Here is a 23,488-nt window from a genome sequence, read left to right as displayed (position 1 = left end):
ACGGCACTGGAATCGACACGAGTTCAGTGCGACTCCTGCGTGGATTCTGCTCACACGCCCATTGCAGCGAGCGACAGTTCCCACAGACGCTCGGCGGAGTCCGGGTCGACCGCGTACGGGGCTACGCCGCCGGGGGACTTTCCTACGGCCTCGGCCGACAGCTTCTCCCCCTCGTTGTTGTCCTCAAAGTAGCGACCGCCGATTCCTTCCAGCTGGGGTGAGGCCGCGACGAGGACGCTCGTCGCGGCGCCCTGAGCAACCGTCTTGAACCGGAACGGCGCGCCCTGGAACGTGCCGAATTCCCCGGCCGCCGCGGCTTCGCGCAGCTGTGAGAGTTGTTCCGGCTCCATGTAGCGAGTCAGGTTCGTCCCCAGGATCACGCCGGGGTGGACGGCGTTCGCGGTGATCCCCTCGGCTGCCCAGCGGTTGGTCGCCCCGACCGCGAAGAGGACGTTGGCGGTCTTGGACTGCCCGTAACCGAGGCGCGGGTCGTAGGGGCGGGAGGTGAAGTTGATGTCGTCGAACTCAACAGGTGAGGCATGGTGGCCGCGGGAGCTCAGCGACACGATGCGCGCGCTGCCGGCCGCCGCGAGCGCGTCGTGCAGGCCGAACGCGAGCGCGAAGTGGCCGAGGTGGTTGGACGCGAACTGCAGCTCCCAGCCATCCGGTGTCCGATCGAGTGTGGGCAGCTGCATCACGCCGGCGTTGTTGACGAGGATGTGCAGGGGCCCCGTCCATGCGCTCGTGAAGGCGGCTATCGACGCCTTGTCGGCCAGGTCGACCCGGCCGACATGGACGGCGTCGTTGCCGGTGGCCTCGCGTATGTCGGCCGCGGCCCGCTCGCCGGCGTCCGTGTCGCGGACCGCGAGAGTGACCGACGCGCCGGCACTGGCGAGGGCGCGCGCGGTCTCGGTGCCGAGACCCGAAGCTGCCCCGGTGACGACTGCTTGCTTGCCGGAAAGGTCAACACCCTCGATGACCTCGGCGGCCGTCGACTCTTCCCCGAAGGGGGTGCGGATGCGCTGGGTGGATGTCATGACCTCAAGTCCTAGTCAATGGGGTAATCAGGGATGTGGAGCTGGGTAAGGCCGGGTATTTGTAGACCGGTCGACTACTTCGAACGTAAGGGACTGAGCGGGGGAATCAAAAGCAGACGGGCCTTTGATTGGAGCCTGCTTCCTCTCGGCTGATAGGCCGGGACTCCCACTGCACGTCGGGGCTGAGCTCGGCGGCGATCGGGTCGTCCCGGACCGCTCAAGCGGGCGAACGAGGTCCTGCGGACGGCCTCGGCTTTTTTCGCGCCCCGGCCCATCTCCGCCCGTACGGCCGGCCATCTGCAGTCGATGATGCGCACCGTGGCCACCAGCGGCACCGCCGCACCGCCGCACCGCCGCACCGCGGCTCGGCGGTCTGGCCGGCGTCGGAGCCAGGACCGGAACCGCGGAGGAGGGCGACCGCGTCATCGCGATCCTGCCCTTCTTCCACGTCTTCGGGCTGACCGCGCTGGTCAACAACGCGCTGCGGTGTGGTGCGACCGTCTACGTGCACGTACGTTTCGACCTCGACGCGTTCCTGATTCGAAGCGGCGCGCGGAACCGCGCGACCAGCCACGACGGATTGGCGGAGGACGCACCGGACTTCCGGTGGAGGAACTCAGCCGATGACGATGTCGCAGTCGGCCCGGCCGTGGTCGGCGATGGCGGCGAAGTCACCCTGGACGTCGGGGTCGTAGGCCACCGAGCCGATGGTCCGGGTCGTCTTGCCCGGCACGGCCTTCTTCGCGGTCACGTGCGTGACCTCGGCGGCGTCCCACGTCAGGTCGCACGTCCAGTGGAACGTGCGGACGAGGAGGTTCGAGTTGTGGGCGGTTCCGGTGATGGACCAGTTGCCGTCCGCGTTCACCACGAACGTCACGCCTCCGCTGACGTTCCGGCTGCTGTCGCTGGTCGTGAACGTGATCGACCGGTCGTCGGCCGAGACCTCCTGCTGCTTGTCTCCCCGCCCGGCTACGGCAAGACGACCCTCGTCGACGGGTGACCCACGTCCTGTCCTTCCGGACCGGCTGGTGAGAAGCGCGTCAAGGGAGCATCAATTCGCTGGTCACAGGCCATACTTCACGGGTGGGGGCCGACTGGGCCCTCAGCGGTCCGGTGCGGGGAGGCGACATCCGGTGAGCAGCGTCGGCGAGGGGCTCGGCAAGGTCGAGGTACGGCTGAAATGGGACCCGAGCCCTTTCGGGGAACCGCCCCGGCATCTCGACATCGTCGCCGCGACCTACTCCGCGGACGACCCCCACGGCCGACCGGAGTACATCGTCCACTACGACAGCCGGTCACCCGACGGCACGATCAACATGACCCGGCACAGCCAGACCGGCCAGGGCTTCGGCTACGTCGAGGTGATGGTGCTGGAGCTCGACCGCCTCGCGGCCGCCTACGGGCGGGTCGTGGTGGGAGTGGTCATCCACCAGGACGGCGGACGCCGGACCTTCGGCGACATCCACAACGCCGGGGTGCTGGTCGTCCAGCGCTACACCGAACTGCTGGCGGACGACTTCACGCAGGTCGCCGACTCCACCGCCACCACCGTGGCCGAGTTCGTCAGGGACGGCACCGGCGTGTGGGAGATGCACGAGATGGTCCGGGGATCCGACAGCGACCCGGCGTCCTTCACTCTGCAGATGGGCAGCTTGCCGCGGCCCCGCAGCGGTCACACCCCGGAGGAGCGTCCGGCCGGGACGGTCTGAGCGCACCGATCAGGAGTCGCTGCCCGGCTGGGCCGCCAGCACGCGGGCAAGACCGATCTGGTCCAGGACCGACCGGGCCCGTTCGTCGGCGTGCGTGACGATCACCCGGGGCTCGCGGGCGCGAGCGGCACGCAGTGCGACGAGGAGGAGGCACTCGCGGGATACGAACGCCTGTGGCGCCCGGCCGTCAACCGCAGGCAGCGCTCCGCCCGCAGGACCGCCCGCTGGTTCGTCCCCGCCACCCCCCGGCAACTGCGGCTGCGCCGACTCGCCCTGCGGCTCGCCGACCTCCCGGTGACGGGCGACGTCGCCGGCACGGCACTCGCCGGCAGGCAACGGCCGTATCTGCGTCAACTCGCCGCGGTGCCGGCCTGGTCGAGAACGGCGAGGTCGACAGGACCACGCTCACGTCCGGCCGAGGCGACGCGGATGGCGCGGAGCTCCGGCGAGCAGACCCAGCGGGCGGAGAGTCGGATGCCATCGAGCACCGGGCCCGGCCCGAGCCTCGTCACCGCTCGCCTGCGCCAAGCCCTGGAAACCGCCGACCGCCCGCTGCTGGCCGAACTTCTGCATCCGAACGTGCACGGGAGTCCTCCCGAAGGAGGCGCAACCGGCTGCCACACCCGATCCCACGTGCTGAGCCGATGTGCCCGCCTGCATGCGCTCGGACTGCGGGCGAACGCCGAGGAGACCTTCGCCTGTCCGATGGCCGCCGTCCTCGGGCTGCGGATTCTCGGCCCGGTGCCGCGGGCCGACCCGCAGAGCGTGGGCTACCACGTCTTCGGCGTCGCCGGCGGCCTGATCACACGGATCACCGGCTACACGGACCGCGCCCAGGTGCTGGAGGCGGCCTTCGCCGGGACCCCTGTGGAGTCCGCGGCGGACTGGGGCCGCCTGCAGGGTCATCGGTCAGGGGCGTCGGGGTGAGACGACGACCCGTGCCTGGAACCGGACCAGTCCGGCCACACCGAACCGCAGCATCACCGGCAGGGTGCGCGCGGTGGTGACGCCGGTCGGCGATCGAAGGGGGCGGCCGCCACTCCCGTGGAGCCCTACCGCTTCAACGAATTGGCTGCCCTGTTCATCGGCTGCGATTCCCTCTGCCGACGGGCACCGAGGGCATCCGTCCGCACGTCCGGGAGGGCAGGATCCATTCCTGATGGGGGTGACGCGACGACGAGGCACCGGAGTCCGGAGATCACCGGGGCTGTGGTTCCGCCATTCGGCTGGCGACGGACACCCGCTTGTACCTCGGGCCCGGCCGGCCCACCTGAGCTGTGCCAGCTTGTAGGTGTGCTGCCTGTCCGGCATGGCTGGTGGCATCGAGGGCCGTCCTCCTGTGAGAGCGGTTCGAAGACTGGAGGGAACGGCCCATGGCAGGTGGCGGACGGCCGTCGGGTCCGGCCCCGACCGGCGGGTCACGACGCACGGGGCCGGACGGGACGCCGGCACCGAAGCGGTCGTGGCCGAAGCGGGTGGAGCGGCTGACGCGCGTACGCGGCACTGTGGCCCGCGCCACGGCGGCGGGCCGTGCCCGGACTCGTGCAACGGGACAGCGGGTGGGGCAACTGCCCCCGCCTCCGGGGCCTTTCCGCCCCGGATTCTGGCGCAGTCCGATCCGCGGGCCCTGGCTGACCTCGGCATTCGGCCTGGTCCTGCTGATCGGCATTCCGCTGCTCTTCATCACGGGGCTGCTCTCCTACGCCGCCTACAACCCCGACCTGAGCCCCCTCAACGACGAGACCCCTGACAAGGGTGTCCTGGGCTTCTACCTTTTCAGCTGGCCCACGCATCCCTACTGGCTCTACCGGCTGCTCCAGGGTGTGCACGTGACACTGGGCGTGGTCCTTGTACCGGTGCTGCTGGCCAAGTTGTGGTCGGTGATCCCGAAGCTCTTCGAATGGCTGCCGGTACGCTCCGTCGCCCACGGCCTGGAGCGCTTGTCCCTGCTGATGCTGGTCGGCGGCGTCATCTTCGAGTTCGTCACCGGAATCCTCAACATCCAGCTCTACTACGTCTTCCCGGGCTCGTTCTACCGCCTGCACTTCTACGGCGCATGGGTGTTCATCGCCGCCTTCGTCGTCCACGTGTGCCTCCGACTCGGCCGGATGAACCGGGCCCTGCGCTCGCGCAGCCTGCGGACCGAACTGCGCACCGGCCTCGCCCACACCGTGCCCGAGCCCCCCGACCCCGACGGCCTGGTGGCGGCCGCCCCCGCCGCGCCGACGATGACCCGCCGCGGCGCGCTCGGCATGGTGGGATCGGGATCGCTGCTTCTCCTCGTCGTGACCGCCGGACAGAGCATCGGCGGCCGGCTGCGCGGCACAGCACTGCTCGCTCCGCACAACCGCGATCCGGGTAGCGGTCCGAACAGCTTTCAGATCAACAAGACGGCGGCGAAGGTCGGCGTCACCCCCGCGCTCGTCGGCCCCACCTGGCGGCTGGAGGTGCACGGAAGCGGAGCGCCACGGATCCTCACCCGCGACCAGCTTCTGGCGATGCCCCAGCACACGGCCGCACTGCCGATCGCCTGCGTGGAGGGATGGTCCACCGAGGACCAGCACTGGAGCGGCCTTCGGCTGGCCGACCTCGCCGCTCTGGCCGGCCGCCCCGGTGCGGGAAGCGTCCTGGTCCAGTCGATCCAGCCGCCCGGCCCCTTCACCAGGGTCGTGCTGCGCGGCAACCAGATCCACGACCCCCGAGCGCTGCTCGCCCTCCGCGTCAACGGCGCGGACCTCTCGCTCGACCACGGCTACCCGGCCCGCGTCATCGTCCCGGCCAACCCCGGCGTGAACAACACCAAGTGGGTCCACCGGCTCACCTTCAGGGCGTGACCATGGCACGATTCGGCCGCTGGTACGGCTCCGGACCCCTGCACCTGCTCGTCCTGATCGCCTCGTTCGCCCTCACCGGCTACGCCATGGTGCGCCTGTTCGCCGTCCGGCCCTGGGAGGTGGCGATCTGGTTCGTCGGCGCGGCCGTCCTCCACGACCTCATCCTGCTGCCCCTGTACTCGCTGGCCGACCTGTCGGCGCTCTCCGTCCTGCGGCACCGAGCCGCCGATGCCTCCGGCAGGCCGACGGTGCGGTGGATCAACCACCTGCGGGTTCCCGCCTTTCTGGCCGGTCTCCTCCTGCTGGTCTGGTTCCCTCTCATCCTCCGTCTGGCGGAGCCCTACCCCGGTGACACCGGCCTGTCCTACGACGTCTACCTCGGCCGATGGCTGGCGATCACCGGCGTGCTCTTCGCGGCCTCCGCGGTCGCCTTCGCGTGGAGACTGCGCCGCGTGCGTCGCCGCGGCGACCACGAGGGCCGACCCCCTGTCGGACATGGCACAGCACTGTGACAACAGACGAGAACGACCTGTGCCACGCGGAGGAGGATCCCTACGGCCTGGCTCTGCGGCCCGGCCGGGAACCGGTGTACCTACGGCTGGACGACGGGCGCCGCATTCGGATGCCGGTTCACCGTTGGCACGAGCAGCCCACGGTGGCCGACAGGACCGTGCTGGAACGCTGTTCCGGCCCCGTCCTCGACATCGGCTGTGGTCCGGGCCGCATGTGCAGAGCGCTTCTGAGCCGGGGAGTCTTCGCCCTCGGGGTCGACATCACACCTCGCGCGGTCGCACTGACCACCGCGCTGGGCGGGCTCGCACTGCGCCGATCGGTCTTCGACCGGCTGCCTGCCGAGAGAGGCTGGCAGACGGTGCTGCTCATCGACGGCAACATCGGCATCGGAGGCGACCCTCATGGCCTGCTGCGCCGCTGCGGCGACCTCATCGCCCCCACCGGGCGCCTCGTCGTCGAGGTCGACCCCCATGACCTCGAGGAGCGTTGCACCGCCCGGTTCGAGAACCACCGGCGCCAGGGCGGACCGTTCTTTCCCTGGGCGCGGCTCGGACAACCGGCGCTCCACCGGATCGCCGCCGACCTCACCCTCGCCGTCACCGACCAGTGGACGAGCGGACACCGCTGCTTCGCCGCCCTCGCCCACGAGGGGCCATCCTGTGACCGCCCTGACGGAACCCTCGCAGCGACGGAAGACACCGGCACAGCAGTCTGAGCCGGACGCTGCGTCGGTCCCCCGCACGACGAGTCGAATTCTTCGCGGCACGCTGTGACCACCAGTTACGATCGTTGTTGCCGGGGGTCCTCCTCGGCAGTTGATGCATTGCCGGCTCGCCAGCCTCGATGTACGCGCACATGGTCGTCGCGCTGCTGACTGGGGCCCGTACCGAGGAACTGCGCGCCCTCACCTGGGACCACGTCTTCCTGAAGGGGCGTCCCGAGTTCGATCCGCCACAACCCCCGCACCTCGCCGGATGCCGCTCGGTCCGGCGGAGCGGGGACACCAAGACCCGGAAGTCCCGGCGTATGCCCGCCCTGCCGGCGCGTTGCGTCGAAGCTCTCCGGCAGCAGTTCGAAGATCAGGGCTGGGATCGGCTCGCTGCTGATGACGCCTGGGAGGAGAACGGGCTGGTCCTCTCCTCGGCCGTCGGGCAAGGCGCTCGACGCCGCGCATGTCCGACGCGCCTTCCGCCAAGCGCTCAAGAGGGGCATCGAGGGGATCAACCCCGACCGGTGGACGCCTCGGGAGCTCCGGCACAGCTTTGTGCCGCTGCTGTCGGACCGGGGTGTACCGCTGGAGGAGATCTCCCGGCTCGTCGGGCACTCCGGTACGGCCGTGACTGAGGAGGTCCACCGCAAGCAGATCCGGTCCGTGATCCGGACCGGCGCTGTGGTCATGGACGGGATCTTCGGCGCTGATCCGCAGCGGTCGTGGACACTCGGGAATCGACAGTCACGCAGATAGACACGCAGCCCCAAACAAGTCAGCCACCTACTCACGTGAGTAGGTGGCTGATCTGCTGTTTCGGCTGTCGGGGTGGCGGGATTTGAACCCACGACCTCTTCGTCCCGAACGAAGCGCGCTGCCAAGCTGCGCTACACCCCGGTGTCGCTGCTGTACTGCTTGTCGCGGCGACGTCGTTTACTTTAGCCCACTGGTGGCTGGAGACGAAATCCGGTTTAGGGGCGGCGTCCGACCGGGTTCGGGCGGGTGTGGTCCAGGGCTACCAGGAGGACTGCCAGGGCGTAGCAGGCGAGGCCGATCAGGAGGCTGTTGGCGAGGATGGCGCGGTAGCTGTGCTGGTCGGCGTCCAGGAAGGGGTAGAGGTAGCGGCCCGGCGTGCCGGGAAGGAGCAGCTCCGCCCGGACCAGGGTGAAGGCCAGGTAGGCCAGGGGGTACAGCATCCACGCCGGCGTCTGGCGGAGGTGGAGGCGGCCCGGGGGCGTGAGGATCAGCCAGTCCAGGAGCGCTGCCGCGGGAGCCGCCGTGTAGAGGAGCTGCAGGGCCAGCCACTGCCCGTGCCAGGCCACCGGAAGGTGCGTCGAGCCCGTCATCGAGAACGGGGGAGTCGTGTGGCCCAGGAGCAGGTGGTAGACCAGGGACGAGACCACGGCGTAGAGGAGGGCCGCGCCGGTCAGGGCCGAGGGCAGGGGGCGCCCCGCCAGCCAGGCCCGGCGGGCCGAGGCGAGGCTGACCAGGGCCAGGAGTATCGCCGCCTGTACTCCGAAGTAGCTCAGGATCCGGTCCGAGCTGCCCAGCAGCAGCTCCAGCGCCACGCCCGCCGACGCCAGCACGGCCGTCAGGAGGCGGAACACCGCGGTCACGGGACGGCGGACGGGGGCGACCACGGCCGTCGCCGGAACGTGCCCGGGTATGAGTACGGGCGTCCCCGGGACCGCGGGGAGGTCGGGAATGTCCCTGGGTATCGGAGGAGTCGTCATGCCCCCAAATTATGGATAAAGGGGCATGTCCGGCATTTTGTCTACGCCGAGTGGGCTACGGGGGCGGGTCTACTCCCGGCCCACCAGCGTCAGCAGCGTCGCCTCCGGCGGGCAGGCGAAGCGGACCGGGGTGTAGCGGTTGGTGCCGCAGCCCGCGGAGACGTGCAGGTAGGACGTACGGCCCTCGGCCGTGTGCGTGGACAGGCCCTTCACCCGGTCCGCGTCCAGGTCGCAGTTGGTGACCAGGGCGCCGTAGAAGGGGACGCAGAGCTGGCCGCCGTGGGTGTGGCCGGCCAGGACCAGGGGGTAGTTGTCCGCCGTGAAGGAGTCAAGGACACGCAGGTACGGGGCGTGCACGACGCCCATCGAGAAGTCCGCCGTGGCGGACGGACCGCCCGCCACCTGCGGATAGCGGTCGCGCTTGATGTGCGGGTCGTCCAGTCCCGTCAGCTCGACCGAGGCGCCCTCGATCTTCAGCGTGGCCCTCGTGTTCGTGAGGTTCAGCCAGCCGGCCCCGTCGAAGCCGTCCCGCAGTTGCTCCCAGTCGATGTGGATCGCGCCGACGACCGGCGGGTTGCCGTTCAGGCCGTGCTTGCCGCTCACCTTCTCCAGCAAGTAGCGGGCGGGGTTGCGGGGCTTGGGGCCGTAGTAGTCGTTGGAGCCGAAGACGTACGCGCCCGGGAACTCCATCAGGGGGCCCAGCGCGTCCAGTACCTCCGGGATGGCCTCCGGGTCCGACAGGTTGTCGCCCGTGTTGATCACGAAGTCCGGGCGCAGGCCCGCCAGCGACTGCAGCCAGCGCTGCTTCTTGCGCTGGCCGCTCACCATGTGGATGTCGGACACCTGGAGCACACGCAGCGGGCGCATCCCGGGCGGGAGGACCGGGACCGTCACCCGGCGCAGGCGGAAGGAACGGACCTCGTAACCGGCCGCGTACAACACACCCGCGGCGCCGAACGCCGCGATTCCCAGGGGTACTCCGTATCGAGCGCGCATATGACCATCGTGTCAGACCGAGCGGGCGCTCAGAGACGGGGCGGTACGTGAGGTGGGTAAATCGGCGGGCGTCGGGCGTGCGGCACCTGCGACAATCGGTGTCATGACCACCACGCTCAAGTCGAAGCTGCAGGACGACCTCAACGCCGCGATCAAGGGACGTGACGAGCTCCGCTCGGCCACGCTCCGGATGACGCTCGCCGCGATCACCAACGAAGAGGTCGCGGGCAAGGAGAAGCGTGTGCTCTCCGACGACGAGGTGCTCAAGGTGATCGCCAGGGAGGCGAAGAAGCGCCGGGAGGCGGCCGAGGCCTTCACCCAGGGCGGCCGTGCCGAGAGCGCCGAGCGTGAGAAGGCGGAGGGCGAGGTCCTCGCCGGATACCTGCCCAAGCAGCTCAGCGACGAGGAGCTGGCGGGCATCGTCGCCCAGGCCGTGGAGGAGGCGAAGGCGGCGGGCGCCGAGGGGCCGCGGGCCATGGGCGCCGTGATGAAGATCGTGAACCCGAAGGTGGCCGGCCTGGCCGAGGGTGGCCGCGTCGCCGCCGCGGTGAAGAAGCGGCTCCAGGGCTGAGAGAGCAGCGACAGGCGGTACGACGGTGGGGCCGCACCTCTTCCGAGAGGTGCGGCCCCACCGTCGTACCGGGTCGGAGCCGAGGGCCGGCCCTGGTCCACGGGCCGAGGACCGGTCCCGGGTCCGGATACCGGCCCGGGGGCCGGGGCTGAAGATCAGCCCCGGACTCCGCCGTTCCCGTTGCGGCCCCCGTTCGTGTTCCCCTGGATGAAGCCGTCGGGGAAGGAGAAGGTCGGGTTCGGGTTGGCGCCGCCGTTCGTCGTGCCGTTCGTCGTGCCGCCGTCGCTGGTGCCGCCGTTCGTGGTCAGGCCGCCGATGAGACCGCCGATCACGCCGCCGTTGTCGTTGCCGCCGTTTCCGTTGTCGTTCCCGTGGCCCTTGTCGTGGTCGTTCTCGTCCGGGATGTCCACGAGGTTGAAGGACTCGTCGGCCTTGCCCTCCAGGGCGCCCGCCATGGCGTCCTTCCAGATCGGGCCCGGGGTGTCGGCGCCGAAGACCTCGGAGTGGTAGACGCCGCCGATGGTGATGTTGGTCATCTCGACGTTCTGCTTGGCGCTGCCGACCCAGACCGCGCCCGCGAGGTTGGGCGTGTAGCCGACGAACCAGGCGTTCTTGCGGGAGTCCGTCGTACCCGTCTTGCCGGCGCTCTCCCGGTCGTCCAGGCCCGCCTGCTGACCGGTACCGGAGTCGATCACACCGCGCAGCAGGGTGTTGATCGTGTCGGCGGTCTTCTCACTCATCGCCCGCGAGCAGGTCGACTTGGGGACCGGGATGGACTTCTGCTCGTTGCCGACCTTCTGGGTGATCGACTCGATGGCGACCGGCGTGCAGTACATGCCCCGGTCGGCGAAGGCTGCGTACGCGCTCGCCATGGTCAGCGGGGAGAGGCCGATCGCGCCGAGGGCGATGGAGGGGGTCTGCGGCAGCTTCGAGCCGTCGCCCTGGTGGACGTGGAGCGAGTCGGTCATCTTGACCACCGGGCACAGGCCGATGTCGGAGATCAGCTGGACGAAGTAGGTGTTGATGGACTTCGCCATCGCCTTCTTCATCTGGTACGGCCCGACCTCGGACTCGTTCTCGTTCTCGACCTGCTCGTTCTCCGTGTTGACCCACTGCTTGCCGTCGCACTGCTGCACGGGGCTCGGGTAGTTCATCTTGTACGGCGCCGAGTACTCCTGCGTCGCCGGCTTGCCGCCCTCGATGGCGGCCGCGGCCACGAACGGCTTGAACGTCGAGCCGGTCGGGAAGCCGTAGTTGGAGCCGCCGTAGTCCCGGTCGACCGAGAAGTTGTACTCGGTCTCGTTCTTGTTGTAGCCGTACGGCTTCGACTGGCCCATCGCCAGGATCTTGCCGCTGCCGGGCTCCACGAGGGTGGCTGCGGCCGCGACCGAGTCGGACTTGTAGACGTGGTCCTTGATCGAGGCCTGCACCGAGTCCTGGGCCTGCGGGTCCAGGGTGGTGCGGATGGTCAGGCCACCCTGGTTCCAGAGCTTGGCGCGCGCCTCGCGCGTCTTGCCGAAGGTCGGGTCGGTCAGGAAGACGTTCTCGACGTACTTGCAGAAGAACCCGGCGCCCTTGACCGCGGTGATGCAGCCGTTCTTCGGCTGGGTGACCTGCAGGCCGAGCGGGGCCTCCTTGGCCTTGTCGGCGTCCGCCTGGGAGATGTCGCCGAGCTGGGCCATGCGTTCGAGCACGACGTTGCGCCGCTTGGTGGCCTCGGCCTCGTCGTTGACCGGGTCGTAGCGGCTCGGCGACTGCACGATGCCGGCCAGCAGGGCCGACTGCTGGAGGTTGAGGTCCTTGGCGTGCTTGGAGAAGTAGCGCTGGGAGGCGGCCTCGACGCCGTAGGCCTGCTCGCCGAAGAAGGTGATGTTCAGGTAGTTCTCGAGGATCTTCTTCTTGCCGAGCTTCTCCTCCAGCTGGATCGCGTACTTCAGCTCCTTGACCTTGCGGCCGAGGGTCTGCTGGGTGGCCTCGGCGACCTTGGTCGGGTCGTCGCCGGCCTCCTCGATGAAGTAGTTCTTCACCAGCTGCTGGGTGAGCGTGGACGCGCCCTGGGCGACCCCGCCGCTCTGCGCGTTCTTGTTCAGCGCGCGCAGCACGCCCTTCAGGTCGATGGCGCCGTGCTGGTAGTAGCGCGAGTCCTCGATCGCGACGATCGCCTTCTGCATGTACGGCGAGATGTCCTTGAGCTCCACCACCGTGCGGTCACGGGAGTAGACCTGGGCGATCTTGTTGCCCTTGCTGTCGAGGATGGTGGTGCGCTGGCTCAGCTGCGGGCTCTTGAGGTTGGCCGGGATGTCGTCGAAACCCTGGACCGAACCCTTGGCCGCGAGGCCCAGAGCCCCCGCCGCGGGCAGCGCGATGCCCGCCATCACGGCTCCCGCGAGCACACTGACACCGAGGAACTTGGCGGCCTGCTGCGTGGTCGACAGACCACCGCCCGAGCGCTTCTTTGGCATGGGGGCAGCCTAATCCGTAGTCCTGGGGGTTCCGGGGGAGCGGGTGGCTCTCGGGATGTTCGAGTGCAGGATCGTGACATAGGGGGCGACCCGGATCGCCCCGTCCTACCGCACGGCATGCACGGCCCGACGGCACGACGACATGGACGGTCTACCTTGCCATTCGCCGGACACGCGGACAGGCCTTGGCCTAAGCTGCTCTCAACTGTCACAGCAGTGCGGCCACGTATCAATACGTCCGGCGACCCCGAATCGTTTCGGAACCTGCCCATTTTTTTTCGGGTGTGGTGTTGATGGCGTGTCCGAATCCGCCTCGTGTGTCACTCGGCGTCCGTTGTGGCGCATCAAGGCTGTCCGGTTTTGCCGCGATCATCACGCATGTCGCCAGCTCACTCCCGCGGGTGATCTGCCGCTTACCCATAGTCCGTTCGGGCCATTCAAGATTGGGCCCGAAGGGGGTGTTGCGCTGTGCCCACCTTCCGTAACGTCCTCAACTGGCGGCGGTGAATATGCCGCTGCCGCCGTGGGGGAGCCTCGATTCGGGAGAGGACGGCGCCGGTATGGGCTGGGTAACCGACTGGAGTGCGCAGGCTGCCTGCCGCACTACCGATCCGGATGAACTGTTCGTTCAGGGAGCAGCGCAGAACAGGGCCAAGGCGGTGTGCACCGGATGTCCGGTACGCACGGAATGCCTGGCCGATGCGCTGGACAATCGCGTCGAGTTCGGCGTGTGGGGAGGCATGACGGAGCGGGAGCGTCGCGCACTGCTGCGCAGGCGGCCCACCGTGACCTCCTGGCGCAGGCTCCTGGAGACAGCGCGCTCGGAGTACGAGCGGGGGACCGGAATCGTCCCCCTCGACAGCGACGAGGTGTACGAGAACTACGCGGCCGTGAGCTAGACCGGACAGGTCTAGGGCAGCTCCGGCCGGCCGGCCGCGAGCCGGTCACCGATGTCCCGCAGCCCCGTGAGGTCGTGCACGTCGCCGGGCAGCGCCGCCACCTCCACCACGGCCACCTCGGGGTGGCGTGCGGTGAAGCGGTCACGTGTGCGCTGCTCGCGGGAGAGCAGCTGCATGCGCTCGGCGTGCAGCCTCAACAGGCCCGCGGTGAGCTGGTCGACGGTGCGGTCCGCGTTTTCCGACGACGGCGCTTGTGACGACGGGCTTTCCGACGGCGGTCCTTCCGACGAGGGGGATTCGCCGGTCGTGTCCGCAGGCGGGGCCGTAGTCATGTCCGCAGTCGTGTCCGTGGGCCCTGACGAGGGGGGTCCGTCGGGCCGGGACTCGGACGGCGCAGGCGCGGGTGATTCAGAACTGCCGTACGTGTCGGGAGAGTTACGAAGTCCAGCTTTCCCGCCACCCTGATCGACAATGCGGGGCTCCTCAAGATTTTCCGCGGCGGCGAGCGCACGCTCGGCCGACAGCCGGGCGGCGCCGCTGCCGTGGACCCGGTTGAGGACCAGACCGACCAGCGGCATGTCCTCCGCGGCCAGCCGCTCCACGAAGTACGCAGCCTCCCGCAGCGCGTCCCGCTCCGGAGCAGCCACCACCAAAAACGCCGTCCCCGGCGCCTGCAGCAGCTTGTACGTCGCGTCCGCGCGGGTGCGGAACCCGCCGAACGTCGTGTCCATCGCCGCCACGAACGTCTGTACGTCCTTCAGCAGCTGCCCGCCGAGGAGCTTGCCGAGCGTGCCGGTCATCATCGACATGCCGACGTTCAGGAAGGCCATGCCGGCACGGCCGCCGAGCTTCGCGGGGGCCGTCAGCAGGCGGATCAGCCGGCCGTCCAGGAAGGAGCCGAGCCGCTTCGGCGCGTCCAGGAAGTCCAGCGCGGAGCGGGAGGGCGGGGTGTCGACCACGATCAGGTCCCACTCGTCCCGGGCCCGCAGCTGGCCCAGCTTCTCCATCGCCATGTACTCCTGCGTGCCCGCGAAGCCCGCCGAGAGCGACTGGTAGAAGGGGTTGGCCAGGATGGCGGCCGCCCGCTCGGCGTCCGCGTGCGCCTCCACGACCTCGTCGAAGGTGCGCTTCATGTCGAGCATCATGGCGTGCAGTTCGCCGGGGCCCTCGGTGCCCTTCACCCGCCGCGGCACGTTGTCCAGCGAGTCGATGCCCATGGACTGCGCGAGCCGCCTGGCCGGGTCGATGGTCAGCACGACGACCTTGCGGCCCCGCTCGGCCGCCCGCAGGCCCAGGGCCGCCGCGGTGGTGGTCTTCCCGACGCCACCCGAGCCGCAGCACACCACGATCCGGGTCGCCGGGTCGTCGAGCAGCGGATCGACGTCGAGCGTGGGCGCGTGCGACAGGCGACGGGCGTCGTCCTGCGCCTCGGCCGGGTCCGGAGTCATGACATCCCCTGTTTCCGCAGTTCGCGGGCGAGTTCGTACAGGCCCGCCAGGTCCATCCCCTCGGCGAGCAGCGGCAGTTCGTGCCGCTCCAGGTCCAGCTCGGCGAGGACCGCCCGCTGCTCGTGCTCCAGCGCGTACCGCTCGGCGTACTCGGCGGCCTGCGCGAGCAGCGGGTCCACCAGCTGCTCGGCCTTCCCGCCGCGCCGCGCCCCGCCGAGCCCGGCCGCCGACAGCGTCTGCGCCACGGCGGTGCGCGGCACGGTCCGTACGAGTTCCAGATCGGCGGCGTCCAACACCTCCGGCCGGACCATGTTCACGATGACCCGGCCCACCGGCAGCCGCGCGGCCCGCAGCTCGGCGATGCCGTCCGCGGTCTCCTGGACCGGCATCTCCTCCAGCAGGGTGACCATGTGCACGGCCGTCTCCTTGGACTTCAGCACCCGCATCACGGCCTGGGCCTGATTGTGTATCGGGCCGATCTTGGCCAGCCCGGCCACCTCGTCGTTGACGTTCAGGAAGCGGGTGATGCGGCCGGTCGGCGGGGCGTCCATGACGACGTAGTCGTAGACGAAGCGCCCGGCCTTGTCCTTCCTGCGCACCGCCTCGCACGCCTTGCCGGTCAGGAGCACGTCCCTGAGACCCGGCGCGACGGTGGTGGCGAAGTCGATCGCGCCGAGCTTCTTCAGCGCCCGGCCCGCCCCACCGAGCTTGTAGAACATCTGGAGATAGTCCAGAAGGGCCAGTTCGGGATCGATGGCGAGCGCGTAGACCTCACCGCCTCCCGGCGCCACCGCGATCTTCCGCTCTTCATAGGGCAACGCCTCCGTCTCGAAGAGCTGGGCGATGCCCTGCCGGCCCTCGACCTCCACGAGAAGCGTCCGCTTCCCCTCGGTCGCGAGGGCCAGCGCGAGTGCGGCGGCGACCGTCGTCTTTCCGGTCCCGCCCTTGCCGCTGACGACCTGGAGCCTGCTCACATCTTCGAGACTAACCAGTCGGCCGGACACTCACGCGGGAGGCTGTGGATAACCGTGCGTGCGGTGGGCCACGTGTCCCGTCCGTCACAGCCGATAAAGTCGGCCCCATGACCAAGTGGGAATACGCAACCGTGCCGCTGCTCGTCCATGCCACGAAGCAGATTCTGGACACCTGGGGCGAGGACGGCTGGGAACTCGTCCAGGTGGTGCCCGGGCCCAACCCCGAGCAGCTCGTGGCCTACCTGAAGCGGGAGAAGCCGTAATGGGCGCCGTGGAGGCCAAGCTGGCCGAACTCGGTCTCACGCTGCCGGCGGTCGTCCCGCCGCTGGCCGCCTACCAGCCGGCCGTGCGGACCGGTGCGTACGTCTACACCTCCGGCCAGCTGCCGATGGTGGACGGCAAGCTCCCGGTCACCGGCAAGGTCGGTGCCGAGGTCACCGCCGAGGAGGCCAAGGAGCTGGCCCGCGTCTGTGCGCTGAACGCTCTGGCCGCCGTGAAGTCCGTCGCCGGTGACCTGGACCGGGTCGCGCGCGTCGTGAAGGTCGTCGGCTTCGTCGCCTCCGCGGCCGACTTCACCGGGCAGCCGGGCGTGATCAACGGTGCCAGCGAACTGCTCGGCGAGGTTCTCGGCGACAAGGGCGTGCACGCGCGCAGCGCGGTGGGCGTCGCGGTGCTGCCGCTGGACGCGCCGGTCGAGGTCGAGGTGCAGGTCGAGCTGGAGCCGTAGCCGACCGGAGCCGGAGGGGTGCTCCGTCGAGGCACCTCTCGAACATTCGCTCCCCACGGGATAGCCTCCGGTAATGGCCGATGGACAGTGGTATCCCCCCGAGTGGCCGGACCGCATCCGCGCGCACGCGGAAGGCACCCTCGTGCCGGTGGCCCCGAAACGCGCGGCCACCGTGCTGCTCCTGAAGGACACCCCGGACGGTCCCGTCGTCCACATGCTGCGCAGACGCGCCTCCATGGCCTTCGCCGGAGGCGCGTACGCGTATCCGGGCGGCGGTGTCGACCCGCGCGACGACGACCACCAGGTGCGGTGGGCGGGCCCCACGCGCGCGTGGTGGGCCGACCGGCTCGGCGTCGACGAGGCGGGCGCCCAGGCGATCGTCTGCGCGGCCGTCCGGGAGACGTACGAGGAGGCCGGGGTGCTGCTCGCCGGTCCCGCCCCGGACGCCGTCGTCGGGGACACCACCGGGGACGACTGGGAGGCCGACCGCGCGGCCCTGGTCGCCCGTGAGCTGTCCTTCGCGGAGTTTCTGGACCGGCGGGGCCTGGTCCTGCGCTCGGACCTGCTGGGTGCCTGGACGCGCTGGATCACCCCGGAGTTCGAGAGCCGCCGCTACGACACCTGGTTCTTCGTCGCCGCCCTGCCCGCGGGCCAGCGCACCCGCAATGCCTCCACCGAGGCCGACCGCACGGTGTGGATCCGCCCGGCGGAGGCCGCCGCCGGCTACGACGAGGGCGAGCTCCTGATGATGCCGCCCACCATCGCCACCCTGCGCCAGCTCCTGCCGTACGCCACGGCCGCCGGGACACTCGCGGCGGCGCCCGGGCGGGACATGACCCCGGTGCTGGCCGACGCCCGGCTGGTGGACGGCGAGATCGTCCTGACCTGGCCGGGCCACGACGAGTTCACCAAGCGCATACCGACCGACCTGACGACCGGTGGAGCCTGACCATGACGGACGCAGCAGCCCTGCCCGGCCAGCCGCGCGGCGGAGTCCTCCCGGGGCCCGCCACCGTGCGGGCCGTCAACGTGCTGGCGCCCAACGCGTCCGTGATGACCCTGGACGGCACCAACACCTGGATCGTCGCCGAGCCCGACTCCGACCTGGCCGTCGTGATCGACCCGGGTCCGCTGGACGAGGGCCACCTCGAGAACGTCGTCGACACGGCCGAGAAGGCCGGCAGGCGCGTCGCGCTCACCCTGCTCACCCACGGCCACCCGGACCACGCGGAAGGGGCCGCACGGTTCGCGGAACTGACCGGCACGCGCGTGCGTGCCCTCGATCCGGCGCTGCGGCTCGGCGACGAGGGCCTGGCCGCCGGCGACGTGATCACGACCGGCGGCCTCGAACTGCGGGTCGTGTCGACCCCGGGGCACACCGCGGACTCCCTCAGCTTCCACCTCCCGGCCGACCGCGCGATCCTGACCGGCGACACCGTGCTGGGGCGCGGTACGACGGTCGTGGCGCACCCGGACGGCCGGCTGGGCGACTACCTGGACTCGCTGCGACGGCTGCGCTCGCTGACGGTCGACGACGGCGTCCACACCGTCCTGCCGGGCCACGGGCCGGTCCTGGAGGACGCCCAGGGCGCCGTCGAGTTCTACCTGGCCCACCGCGCCCACCGGCTGGCCCAGGTCGAGACGGCCGTGGAGAACGGCCACCGCAGTCCCGCCGACGTCGTCGCCCACGTCTACGCCGACGTGGACCGCTCCCTGTGGCCGGCGGCGGAACTGTCGGTACGGGCCCAGCTGGACTACCTGACCGAACACGGGCTCATCCAGGCCGAGTACTAGCGCCGGCTCCGGTTCGCGCTCTACTCCCAGCCCGCCGGCCTGGGCGTCTTCACGCCGTGCACGCGCGCGTACTCGTCCGCCAGCCAGGGGCCGAGGTCGTCCACGTACGACCGCAGTGCCGCACGGTCGCCGACCGGCTCGGACCCCAGCGCGGCCGCCCGGCGCAGCTGCTCGGCCCGCTCCGGGTAGTAGCCGGCGAACGCCTCGGCCATCTCCCGCAGATCGCTGGTCCAGCCGTTCCAGCGGGGCATGACGAGGGTGAAGCCGGTGCGGACGAGGCTGCGTGACATGAAGCGCACCAGGGGCCGCAGGGACTCCTCGGTGTCGTCCGTGGCCGCGATCCGATCCCGCCAGCGAGGCAGGTGGCGGGCCAGGTCGCCGTTGGTCTCGCGGGCGAGCAGCGAGTCGGGACGGTAGCGGGGCAGGAACTCGGCGAGGTCCTCGCCGAGCAGCGGGGTGCAGAGGCAGGCCACGAACCAGCCGATGTCGTACCGCTCCGGCTCGCTGAGCACCCGCGCGCGGGAGTAGAGCAGGGTCCCGACCCCGTCGATCTCCGGGAACTCCTTGTCGACGGCCTCGCCGAGCACGCGGGCCGCGTCCCGGTCGGCGTCGACCGGCTCCTCGCCGAGCACGACCACCAGATCCAGGTCGCTGCGCCCCACGCGCGCGGTGCCGCGCGGAACCGACCCGTAGAGGTAGGCACTGTCCATGCGCGTCCCGAAGACGTCCAGGAGCCGGTCGCGGGCGGCGGCGACCACGGGGCGGAAGACGTGCGGCACGCGCGCGTGCGAGCCCTCGCGCTCGATGAAGCCCAAGGGGTCGAGGCCTCTGGACGGGACCGTTTCAGGCATGGGGCACCCAACTCCGAGCCCGTCCGGCGATCGAGGACGAGGCCGAAGGCCGATGATGCGGGGGCCGGGGGCGGCAGCCCCCGGAGATCCGGCGCCTACCGGGACCGCTTCGCCAGCCGCTCGACGTCCAGCAGGATCACGGCCCGCGCCTCCAGGCGCAGCCAGCCGCGCTGGGCGAAGTCCGCCAGCGCCTTGTTCACGGTCTCGCGGGACGCGCCGACCAGCTGGGCCAGCTCTTCCTGGGTGAGGTCATGGACGACGTGGATGCCTTCCTCGGACTGCACGCCGAAGCGGCGCGAGAGGTCCAGCAGGGCACGCGCGACCCGGCCCGGCACATCGGAGAAGACCAGGTCGGACATGGCGTCGTTGGTCTTGCGCAGGCGGCGGGCGACGGCGCGCAGCAGGGCGGTGGCCACTTCGGGGCGCGCGTTCAGCCAGGGCTGGAGGTCACCGTGGCCGAGGCCCAGCAGCTTGACCTCGGTCAGCGCGGTGGCGGTCGCCGTGCGCGGGCCCGGGTCGAACAGCGACAGCTCGCCGATCAGCTCGCCGGGGCCGACGACGGCGAGCATGTTCTCCCGGCCGTCGGGAGAGGTGCGGTGGAGCTTGACCTTGCCCTCGGTGACGACGTAGAGCCGGTCGCCCGGGTCGCCCTCGTGGAACAGGGAGTCGCCACGCGCGAGGGTCACCTCACTCATGGAGGCACGCAGCTCCGCGGACTGCTCGTCATCGAGCGCCGCGAAGAGCGGGTTGCGCCGCAGAACGTCGTCCACGAGTTCTCTCCTTGTCGACCTGCTCAGGGGATCTTGCTCCCCCTTGGTACCAGGGGACCGTGTTCCCCATTTTGCCGGACCGTCCAAACAGTGTGATCTGTCACAAGGATGCCGCACAGGTGTGCCGAGGTAAGCGGCAGGGGTCCAATCGGGGGCTGATCTTCCGGGTCCGGGGCGGATGTCGGTGCCGGGCTTTAGGCTGGCCGGGTGTCCAAATCGCCGGTGAGAGCACAGGCCAAGGGGGCTGGGCGGGTGGTTGTACGAGGTGATTCCGCTGTGGGCGAACAAGGGTCCGATGCCGCCTCCGGTGAAGCGGAAAAGGCGGCAAAGGCGGTGAAGGCCGCGAAGAAGACGGCGGTGAAGAAGGCGGCGGTGGAGAAGACCGCCGCGAAGAAGACCGCCGCGAGGAAGACGGCGCCGGCGGCGAAGACGGCGACTGCCAAGAAGACCGCGGCCAAGAAGACGGCGGCGAAGACGGCGACCGCCAAGAAGGCCGCGGCGGTCGCGAAGGCCGCCGTCGAGCAGCCGCAGCCCCAGCCGGCCGGGAAGCCCGAGTCGCCGGCCGCGCTGGTCCGCCGGGCCCGCCGGATCAACCGCGAGCTCGCCGAGGTGTACCCGTACGCCCACCCCGAGCTGGACTTCGAGAACCCCTTCCAGCTCCTGGTCGCCACGGTGCTGTCCGCCCAGACCACCGACCTCAGGGTCAACCAGACCACCCCGACGCTGTTCGCGAAGTACCCCACCCCCGAGGACCTGGCCGTCGCCAACCCGGAGGAGGTCGAGGAGATCCTGCGGCCGTGCGGGTTCTTCCGGGCGAAGACCAAGTCGGTGATAGGGCTGTCCAAGGGCCTGGTCGAGCAGTTCGGCGGCGAGGTGCCGGGACGGCTCGAAGACCTCGTCAAGCTGCCCGGCGTCGGCCGCAAGACCGCGTTCGTCGTGCTCGGCAACGCCTTCGGGCGCCCCGGCATCACCGTGGACACGCACTTCCAGCGCCTGGTCCGGCGGTGGCGGTGGACCGCGGAGACCGACCCCGACAAGATCGAGGCGGCCGTCGGCGCGCTGTTCCCCAAGAGCGACTGGACCGACCTGTCGCACCACGTCATCTGGCACGGCCGCCGCATGTGCCACGCCCGCAAGCCCGCCTGTGGTGTCTGCCCGATCGCTCCGCTCTGCCCGGCCTACGGCGAGGGCGAGACCGACCCGGAGAAGGCGAAGAAGCTGCTCAAGTACGAGAAGGGCGGCTTCCCCGGCCAGCGGCTCAAGCCGCCGCAGGCGTATCTGGACGCGGGCGGCAGGCCGGCGCCGCCCCTGGGTGGTGCCGCATCAGGGACATGAGCCAGGGGTCTTCTCAGGGACGGAGCACGGAACGATCAAGGAGACTTCGGGCGTTGGAACGGGCAGCAGGGCGGGGGACCGGGGCAGGACGGGGGATGCCGTGACACACAGCAAGGCGCAGACGGGCGGTGCCCGCGGGGACGTGGCGCTCAGCAAGGAGGGGCTGCCGGAGTGGCTCGGCCCGGTGGTGCGGGCCGCCGAGACGGTCAAGCCGCTCCAGCTGAGCCGCTTCCTCCCCCCGGAGAACGGGGCGGGCCGGCAGTCGGCCGTGCTCATCCTGTTCGGCGAGGGGGAGCAGGGGCCCGAGCTGCTGCTGATGGAGCGGGCCGGGTCGCTGCGCTCGCACGCCGGACAGCCCTCCTTCCCCGGCGGCGCCCTCGACCCCGAGGACGGCGACCCGAAGGCCGACGGGCCGCTGCGGGCCTCTCTCCGCGAGGCCGAGGAGGAGACCGGGCTGGATCCGGCCGGGGTCCAGTTGTTCGGGGTGCTGCCCAGGCTGTACATCCCGGTGAGCGAGTTCGTGGTCACCCCGGTGCTGGGCTGGTGGCGCGAGCCGACACCGGTGGGCGTGGTCGATCCGAACGAGACCGCGCGGGTCTTCACGGTCCCCGTGGCGGATCTCACGAATCCGGCCAACCGGGCCACCACCGTGCACCCCAGCGGTCACCGAGGTCCGGCATTCCTGGTCGAATCGACCCTGGTGTGGGGGTTCACCGCCGGAGTGATCGACCGCCTGCTGCACTATGCGGGATGGGAGCGCTCCTGGGACCGCGAGAAGCTGGTCCCGCTCGACTGGCGGTCATGACAGGGTGTCCACCGTGCTGTGTCATCCGGGGGACGCCGTGTCCCGTTGCCGCCTCGTGGCGGGCCGGACCCCCGGCCGACCTGTAGAGACCGCGAAGCGACGAGGCGAGGCTTGACTCGGTGAACGTGCTGGACATCCTGTTGCTGGTCGCCGCCGTGTGGTTCGCGATCGTCGGCTACCGCCAGGGGTTCGTCGTCGGCATCCTGTCGGTGATCGGCTTCCTGGGCGGCGGGCTCGTCGCCGTCTACGCCCTGCCGGTGATCTGGGACGCGGTGACCGACAACGCCGAGGTGAGCACCACCGCCGCGGTCGTCGCCGTGGTCGTCGTCATCGTCTGTGCCTCCGTCGGCCAGGCCCTCACCACCCACCTGGGCAACAAGCTGCGCCGGTACATCACCTGGTCCCCGGCCCGCGCCCTGGACGCCACCGGCGGCGCGCTGGTCAACGTGGTGGCGATGCTGCTGGTCGCCTGGCTGATCGGCTCCGCCCTCGCGGGCACCACCCTGCCGACGCTCGGCAAGGAGGTGCGCAACTCCAAGGTGCTCCTAGGGGTGTCCAGGGCGCTGCCCAACCAGGCCGACACCTGGTTCGCGGACTTCTCCGCGGTCCTCGCGCAGAACGGCTTCCCGCAGGTCTTCAGCCCCTTCGCCAACGAGCCGATCACCGACGTCTCGCCACCCGACCCGGCCCTCGCCAACAGCGCGGTGGCCACCAACGCCAAGCAGTCCATCGTCAAGGTGACGGGCACCGCGCAGAGCTGCGGCAAGATCCTTGAGGGCACCGGCTTCGTCTTCGCCGACCGCCGCGTCATGACCAACGCGCACGTGGTCGGCGGCGTCGACGAGCCCACCGTCCAGATCGGCGGCGAGGGCCGCAGGTACGACGCCAGGGTCGTCCTCTACGACTGGCAGCGTGACATCGCCGTACTGGACGTGCCGGACCTGCGGGCCAGGGCCCTGCAGTTCTCCGCCAAGGACGCGGCGACGACCGACAGCGCGATCGTCGCCGGGTTCCCCGAGAACGGGTCGTACGACGTCCGGCCGGCCCGGGTGCGCGGCCGGATCACGGCCAACGGCCCGGACATCTACCACCGCGGCACCGTCCGCCGTGACGTCTACTCGCTGTACGCGACCGTCCGACAGGGCAACTCCGGCGGCCCGCTGCTCACGCCCCAGGGCAGGGTGTACGGGGTCGTCTTCGCGAAGTCACTGGACGACGCCGACACCGGGTACGCCCTCACGGCCGACGAGATCCAGGCGGACATCGCCCGGGGCCGTACCGCGAGCCAGCAGGTGGGCACCGACAGCTGCGCCCTCTAGAG

Annotated in this window: 23 protein-coding genes, 1 tRNA gene and 1 pseudogene; 15 read left to right on the top strand and 10 right to left on the bottom strand. The window is 70.4% G+C overall.

The features are described 5' to 3' along the window. Positions 1 to 50: 50 nt before the first annotated feature. Together AB0472_RS07505 and AB0472_RS07500 are read right to left on the bottom strand one after the other, a co-directional pair. On the bottom strand, positions 51 to 1,037 hold the full coding sequence (locus tag AB0472_RS07505) for an SDR family NAD(P)-dependent oxidoreductase (protein WP_366354242.1): 987 nt from the start codon (positions 1,035 to 1,037) through the stop codon (positions 51 to 53). 616 nt (positions 1,038 to 1,653) lie between these two features. After that, the gene (locus AB0472_RS07500) at positions 1,654 to 1,914 is read right to left on the bottom strand and encodes a hypothetical protein (RefSeq protein ID WP_366354241.1); all 261 of its coding nucleotides are present in this window, start codon (positions 1,912 to 1,914) and stop codon (positions 1,654 to 1,656) included. Between the two features lie 217 nt (positions 1,915 to 2,131). Here AB0472_RS07500 and AB0472_RS07495 point away from each other — a divergent pair, with 217 nt between their 5' ends. From AB0472_RS07495 to AB0472_RS07470, 6 genes and pseudogenes are all read left to right on the top strand, one after another. Then, positions 2,132 to 2,746, top strand: a complete 615-nt coding sequence (locus AB0472_RS07495; RefSeq protein WP_366354657.1) for a TerD family protein — start codon at positions 2,132 to 2,134, stop codon at positions 2,744 to 2,746. Between the two features lie 90 nt (positions 2,747 to 2,836). Next, complete coding sequence (locus tag AB0472_RS07490) at positions 2,837 to 3,673, top strand: hypothetical protein (RefSeq protein ID WP_366354239.1); 837 nt, start codon at positions 2,837 to 2,839, stop codon at positions 3,671 to 3,673. A 632-nt stretch (positions 3,674 to 4,305) separates the two neighbouring features. Further along, positions 4,306 to 5,580, top strand: coding sequence for a molybdopterin-dependent oxidoreductase (locus AB0472_RS07485; RefSeq protein WP_366354237.1), 1,275 nt, complete (start codon positions 4,306 to 4,308; stop codon positions 5,578 to 5,580). Between the two features lie 2 nt (positions 5,581 to 5,582). Further along, positions 5,583 to 6,092: a hypothetical protein gene (locus AB0472_RS07480; RefSeq protein WP_366354655.1), complete on the top strand. Its 510-nt coding sequence runs from the start codon at positions 5,583 to 5,585 to the stop codon at positions 6,090 to 6,092. Then, complete coding sequence (locus tag AB0472_RS07475) at positions 6,089 to 6,808, top strand: class I SAM-dependent methyltransferase (RefSeq protein ID WP_366354235.1); 720 nt, start codon at positions 6,089 to 6,091, stop codon at positions 6,806 to 6,808. Before AB0472_RS07480 ends, AB0472_RS07475 begins: the two co-directional genes overlap by 4 nt. A 125-nt stretch (positions 6,809 to 6,933) precedes the next feature. Further along, positions 6,934 to 7,558, top strand: a pseudogene (locus tag AB0472_RS07470) (tyrosine-type recombinase/integrase); the annotation flags it as partial. Between the two features lie 67 nt (positions 7,559 to 7,625). On the opposite strand, the gene AB0472_RS07465 reads toward AB0472_RS07470, so the two are convergent. The 3 genes from AB0472_RS07465 to AB0472_RS07455 form a co-directional block, all read right to left on the bottom strand. Further along, positions 7,626 to 7,699 (bottom strand) — tRNA-Pro (locus tag AB0472_RS07465). 74 nt (positions 7,700 to 7,773) lie between these two features. After that, a complete protein-coding gene (locus tag AB0472_RS07460; RefSeq protein ID WP_366354233.1) occupies positions 7,774 to 8,535 on the bottom strand; it encodes a Pr6Pr family membrane protein in 762 nt (253 codons plus the stop codon). A gap of 69 nt (positions 8,536 to 8,604) precedes the next feature. Beyond that, a complete protein-coding gene (locus AB0472_RS07455; RefSeq protein ID WP_366354231.1) occupies positions 8,605 to 9,531 on the bottom strand; it encodes a metallophosphoesterase in 927 nt (308 codons plus the stop codon). Positions 9,532 to 9,634: 103 nt separating this feature from the next. Between AB0472_RS07455 and AB0472_RS07450 the strand changes: the two genes are divergently transcribed. Next, on the top strand, positions 9,635 to 10,102 hold the full coding sequence (locus AB0472_RS07450) for a GatB/YqeY domain-containing protein (protein WP_366354229.1): 468 nt from the start codon (positions 9,635 to 9,637) through the stop codon (positions 10,100 to 10,102). 155 nt (positions 10,103 to 10,257) lie between these two features. Here AB0472_RS07450 and AB0472_RS07445 read toward each other — a convergent pair whose 3' ends face one another. Beyond that, positions 10,258 to 12,564 (bottom strand): transglycosylase domain-containing protein, encoded by a 2,307-nt coding sequence (locus AB0472_RS07445; RefSeq protein WP_366354227.1) that lies wholly within the window; start codon positions 12,562 to 12,564, stop codon positions 10,258 to 10,260. A gap of 560 nt (positions 12,565 to 13,124) precedes the next feature. On the opposite strand from AB0472_RS07445, the gene wblA reads away from it, so the two are divergent. Continuing rightward, positions 13,125 to 13,463: a transcriptional regulator WblA gene (gene wblA / locus AB0472_RS07440; RefSeq protein ID WP_132856581.1), complete on the top strand. Its 339-nt coding sequence runs from the start codon at positions 13,125 to 13,127 to the stop codon at positions 13,461 to 13,463. A gap of 11 nt (positions 13,464 to 13,474) precedes the next feature. Here the strand turns inward: wblA and AB0472_RS07435 are convergent, their stop codons facing one another. Then, a complete protein-coding gene (locus AB0472_RS07435) occupies positions 13,475 to 14,911 on the bottom strand; it encodes an ArsA family ATPase (protein ID WP_366354225.1) in 1,437 nt (478 codons plus the stop codon). Beyond that, positions 14,908 to 15,885 (bottom strand): ArsA-related P-loop ATPase, encoded by a 978-nt coding sequence (locus AB0472_RS07430; protein ID WP_366354224.1) that lies wholly within the window; start codon positions 15,883 to 15,885, stop codon positions 14,908 to 14,910. The genes AB0472_RS07435 and AB0472_RS07430 overlap by 4 nt, the downstream gene beginning before the upstream one ends. Before the next feature lie 107 nt (positions 15,886 to 15,992). On the opposite strand from AB0472_RS07430, the gene AB0472_RS07425 reads away from it, so the two are divergent. The 4 genes from AB0472_RS07425 (at position 15,993) to AB0472_RS07410 (ending at position 18,406) form a co-directional block, all read left to right on the top strand. Continuing rightward, entirely contained in the window at positions 15,993 to 16,148 is a 156-nt protein-coding gene (locus AB0472_RS07425; RefSeq protein WP_181806301.1) for a DUF4177 domain-containing protein, read from the top strand. Next, complete coding sequence (locus AB0472_RS07420) at positions 16,148 to 16,612, top strand: RidA family protein (RefSeq protein WP_366354222.1); 465 nt, start codon at positions 16,148 to 16,150, stop codon at positions 16,610 to 16,612. The genes AB0472_RS07425 and AB0472_RS07420 overlap by 1 nt, the downstream gene beginning before the upstream one ends. Positions 16,613 to 16,685: 73 nt before the next feature. Beyond that, entirely contained in the window at positions 16,686 to 17,561 is an 876-nt protein-coding gene (locus AB0472_RS07415) for an NUDIX hydrolase (protein WP_366354221.1), read from the top strand. A 2-nt stretch (positions 17,562 to 17,563) separates the two neighbouring features. Then, positions 17,564 to 18,406 (top strand): MBL fold metallo-hydrolase, encoded by an 843-nt coding sequence (locus AB0472_RS07410; RefSeq protein WP_366354220.1) that lies wholly within the window; start codon positions 17,564 to 17,566, stop codon positions 18,404 to 18,406. 20 nt (positions 18,407 to 18,426) lie between these two features. On the opposite strand, the gene AB0472_RS07405 is transcribed toward AB0472_RS07410, so the two are convergent. Both AB0472_RS07405 and AB0472_RS07400 read right to left on the bottom strand, forming a co-directional pair. Then, positions 18,427 to 19,257, bottom strand: a complete 831-nt coding sequence (locus tag AB0472_RS07405) for a nucleotidyltransferase domain-containing protein (protein WP_366354218.1) — start codon at positions 19,255 to 19,257, stop codon at positions 18,427 to 18,429. A gap of 95 nt (positions 19,258 to 19,352) precedes the next feature. Then, complete coding sequence (locus AB0472_RS07400; RefSeq protein ID WP_018547939.1) at positions 19,353 to 20,027, bottom strand: Crp/Fnr family transcriptional regulator; 675 nt, start codon at positions 20,025 to 20,027, stop codon at positions 19,353 to 19,355. 333 nt (positions 20,028 to 20,360) lie between these two features. On the opposite strand from AB0472_RS07400, the gene nth reads away from it, so the two are divergent. The 3 genes from nth to AB0472_RS07385 all read left to right on the top strand — a co-directional run bounded on the left by nth (position 20,361) and on the right by AB0472_RS07385 (position 23,486). After that, entirely contained in the window at positions 20,361 to 21,362 is a 1,002-nt protein-coding gene (nth, locus tag AB0472_RS07395; RefSeq protein ID WP_366354653.1) for an endonuclease III, read from the top strand. A gap of 100 nt (positions 21,363 to 21,462) precedes the next feature. Beyond that, positions 21,463 to 22,167, top strand: a complete 705-nt coding sequence (locus AB0472_RS07390) for a CoA pyrophosphatase (protein WP_366354217.1) — start codon at positions 21,463 to 21,465, stop codon at positions 22,165 to 22,167. Between the two features lie 119 nt (positions 22,168 to 22,286). Continuing rightward, on the top strand, positions 22,287 to 23,486 hold the full coding sequence (locus AB0472_RS07385; RefSeq protein ID WP_366354215.1) for a MarP family serine protease: 1,200 nt from the start codon (positions 22,287 to 22,289) through the stop codon (positions 23,484 to 23,486). Positions 23,487 to 23,488: the final 2 nt, after the last annotated feature.

Source organism: Streptomyces sp. NPDC086777 (assembly GCF_040702065.1).
Classification (GTDB): domain Bacteria; phylum Actinomycetota; class Actinomycetes; order Streptomycetales; family Streptomycetaceae; genus Streptomyces.
This window is presented reverse-complemented; position numbering and strand designations above follow the sequence as displayed.

Coding starts and splice junctions, on each gene's coding strand:
- AB0472_RS07505 (WP_366354242.1), bottom strand. CDS start 1,037: ATGACATCCACCCAGCGCATCCGCACCCCCTTCGGGGAAGAGTCGACG.
- AB0472_RS07480 (WP_366354655.1), top strand. CDS start 5,583: ATGGCACGATTCGGCCGCTGGTACGGCTCCGGACCCCTGCACCTGCTC.
- AB0472_RS07460 (WP_366354233.1), bottom strand. CDS start 8,535: ATGACGACTCCTCCGATACCCAGGGACATTCCCGACCTCCCCGCGGTC.
- AB0472_RS07455 (WP_366354231.1), bottom strand. CDS start 9,531: ATGCGCGCTCGATACGGAGTACCCCTGGGAATCGCGGCGTTCGGCGCC.
- AB0472_RS07450 (WP_366354229.1), top strand. CDS start 9,635: ATGACCACCACGCTCAAGTCGAAGCTGCAGGACGACCTCAACGCCGCG.
- AB0472_RS07445 (WP_366354227.1), bottom strand. CDS start 12,564: ATGCCAAAGAAGCGCTCGGGCGGTGGTCTGTCGACCACGCAGCAGGCC.
- wblA (WP_132856581.1), top strand. CDS start 13,125: ATGGGCTGGGTAACCGACTGGAGTGCGCAGGCTGCCTGCCGCACTACC.
- AB0472_RS07435 (WP_366354225.1), bottom strand. CDS start 14,911: ATGACTCCGGACCCGGCCGAGGCGCAGGACGACGCCCGTCGCCTGTCG.
- AB0472_RS07425 (WP_181806301.1), top strand. CDS start 15,993: ATGACCAAGTGGGAATACGCAACCGTGCCGCTGCTCGTCCATGCCACG.
- AB0472_RS07420 (WP_366354222.1), top strand. CDS start 16,148: ATGGGCGCCGTGGAGGCCAAGCTGGCCGAACTCGGTCTCACGCTGCCG.
- AB0472_RS07415 (WP_366354221.1), top strand. CDS start 16,686: ATGGCCGATGGACAGTGGTATCCCCCCGAGTGGCCGGACCGCATCCGC.
- AB0472_RS07410 (WP_366354220.1), top strand. CDS start 17,564: ATGACGGACGCAGCAGCCCTGCCCGGCCAGCCGCGCGGCGGAGTCCTC.
- AB0472_RS07405 (WP_366354218.1), bottom strand. CDS start 19,257: ATGCCTGAAACGGTCCCGTCCAGAGGCCTCGACCCCTTGGGCTTCATC.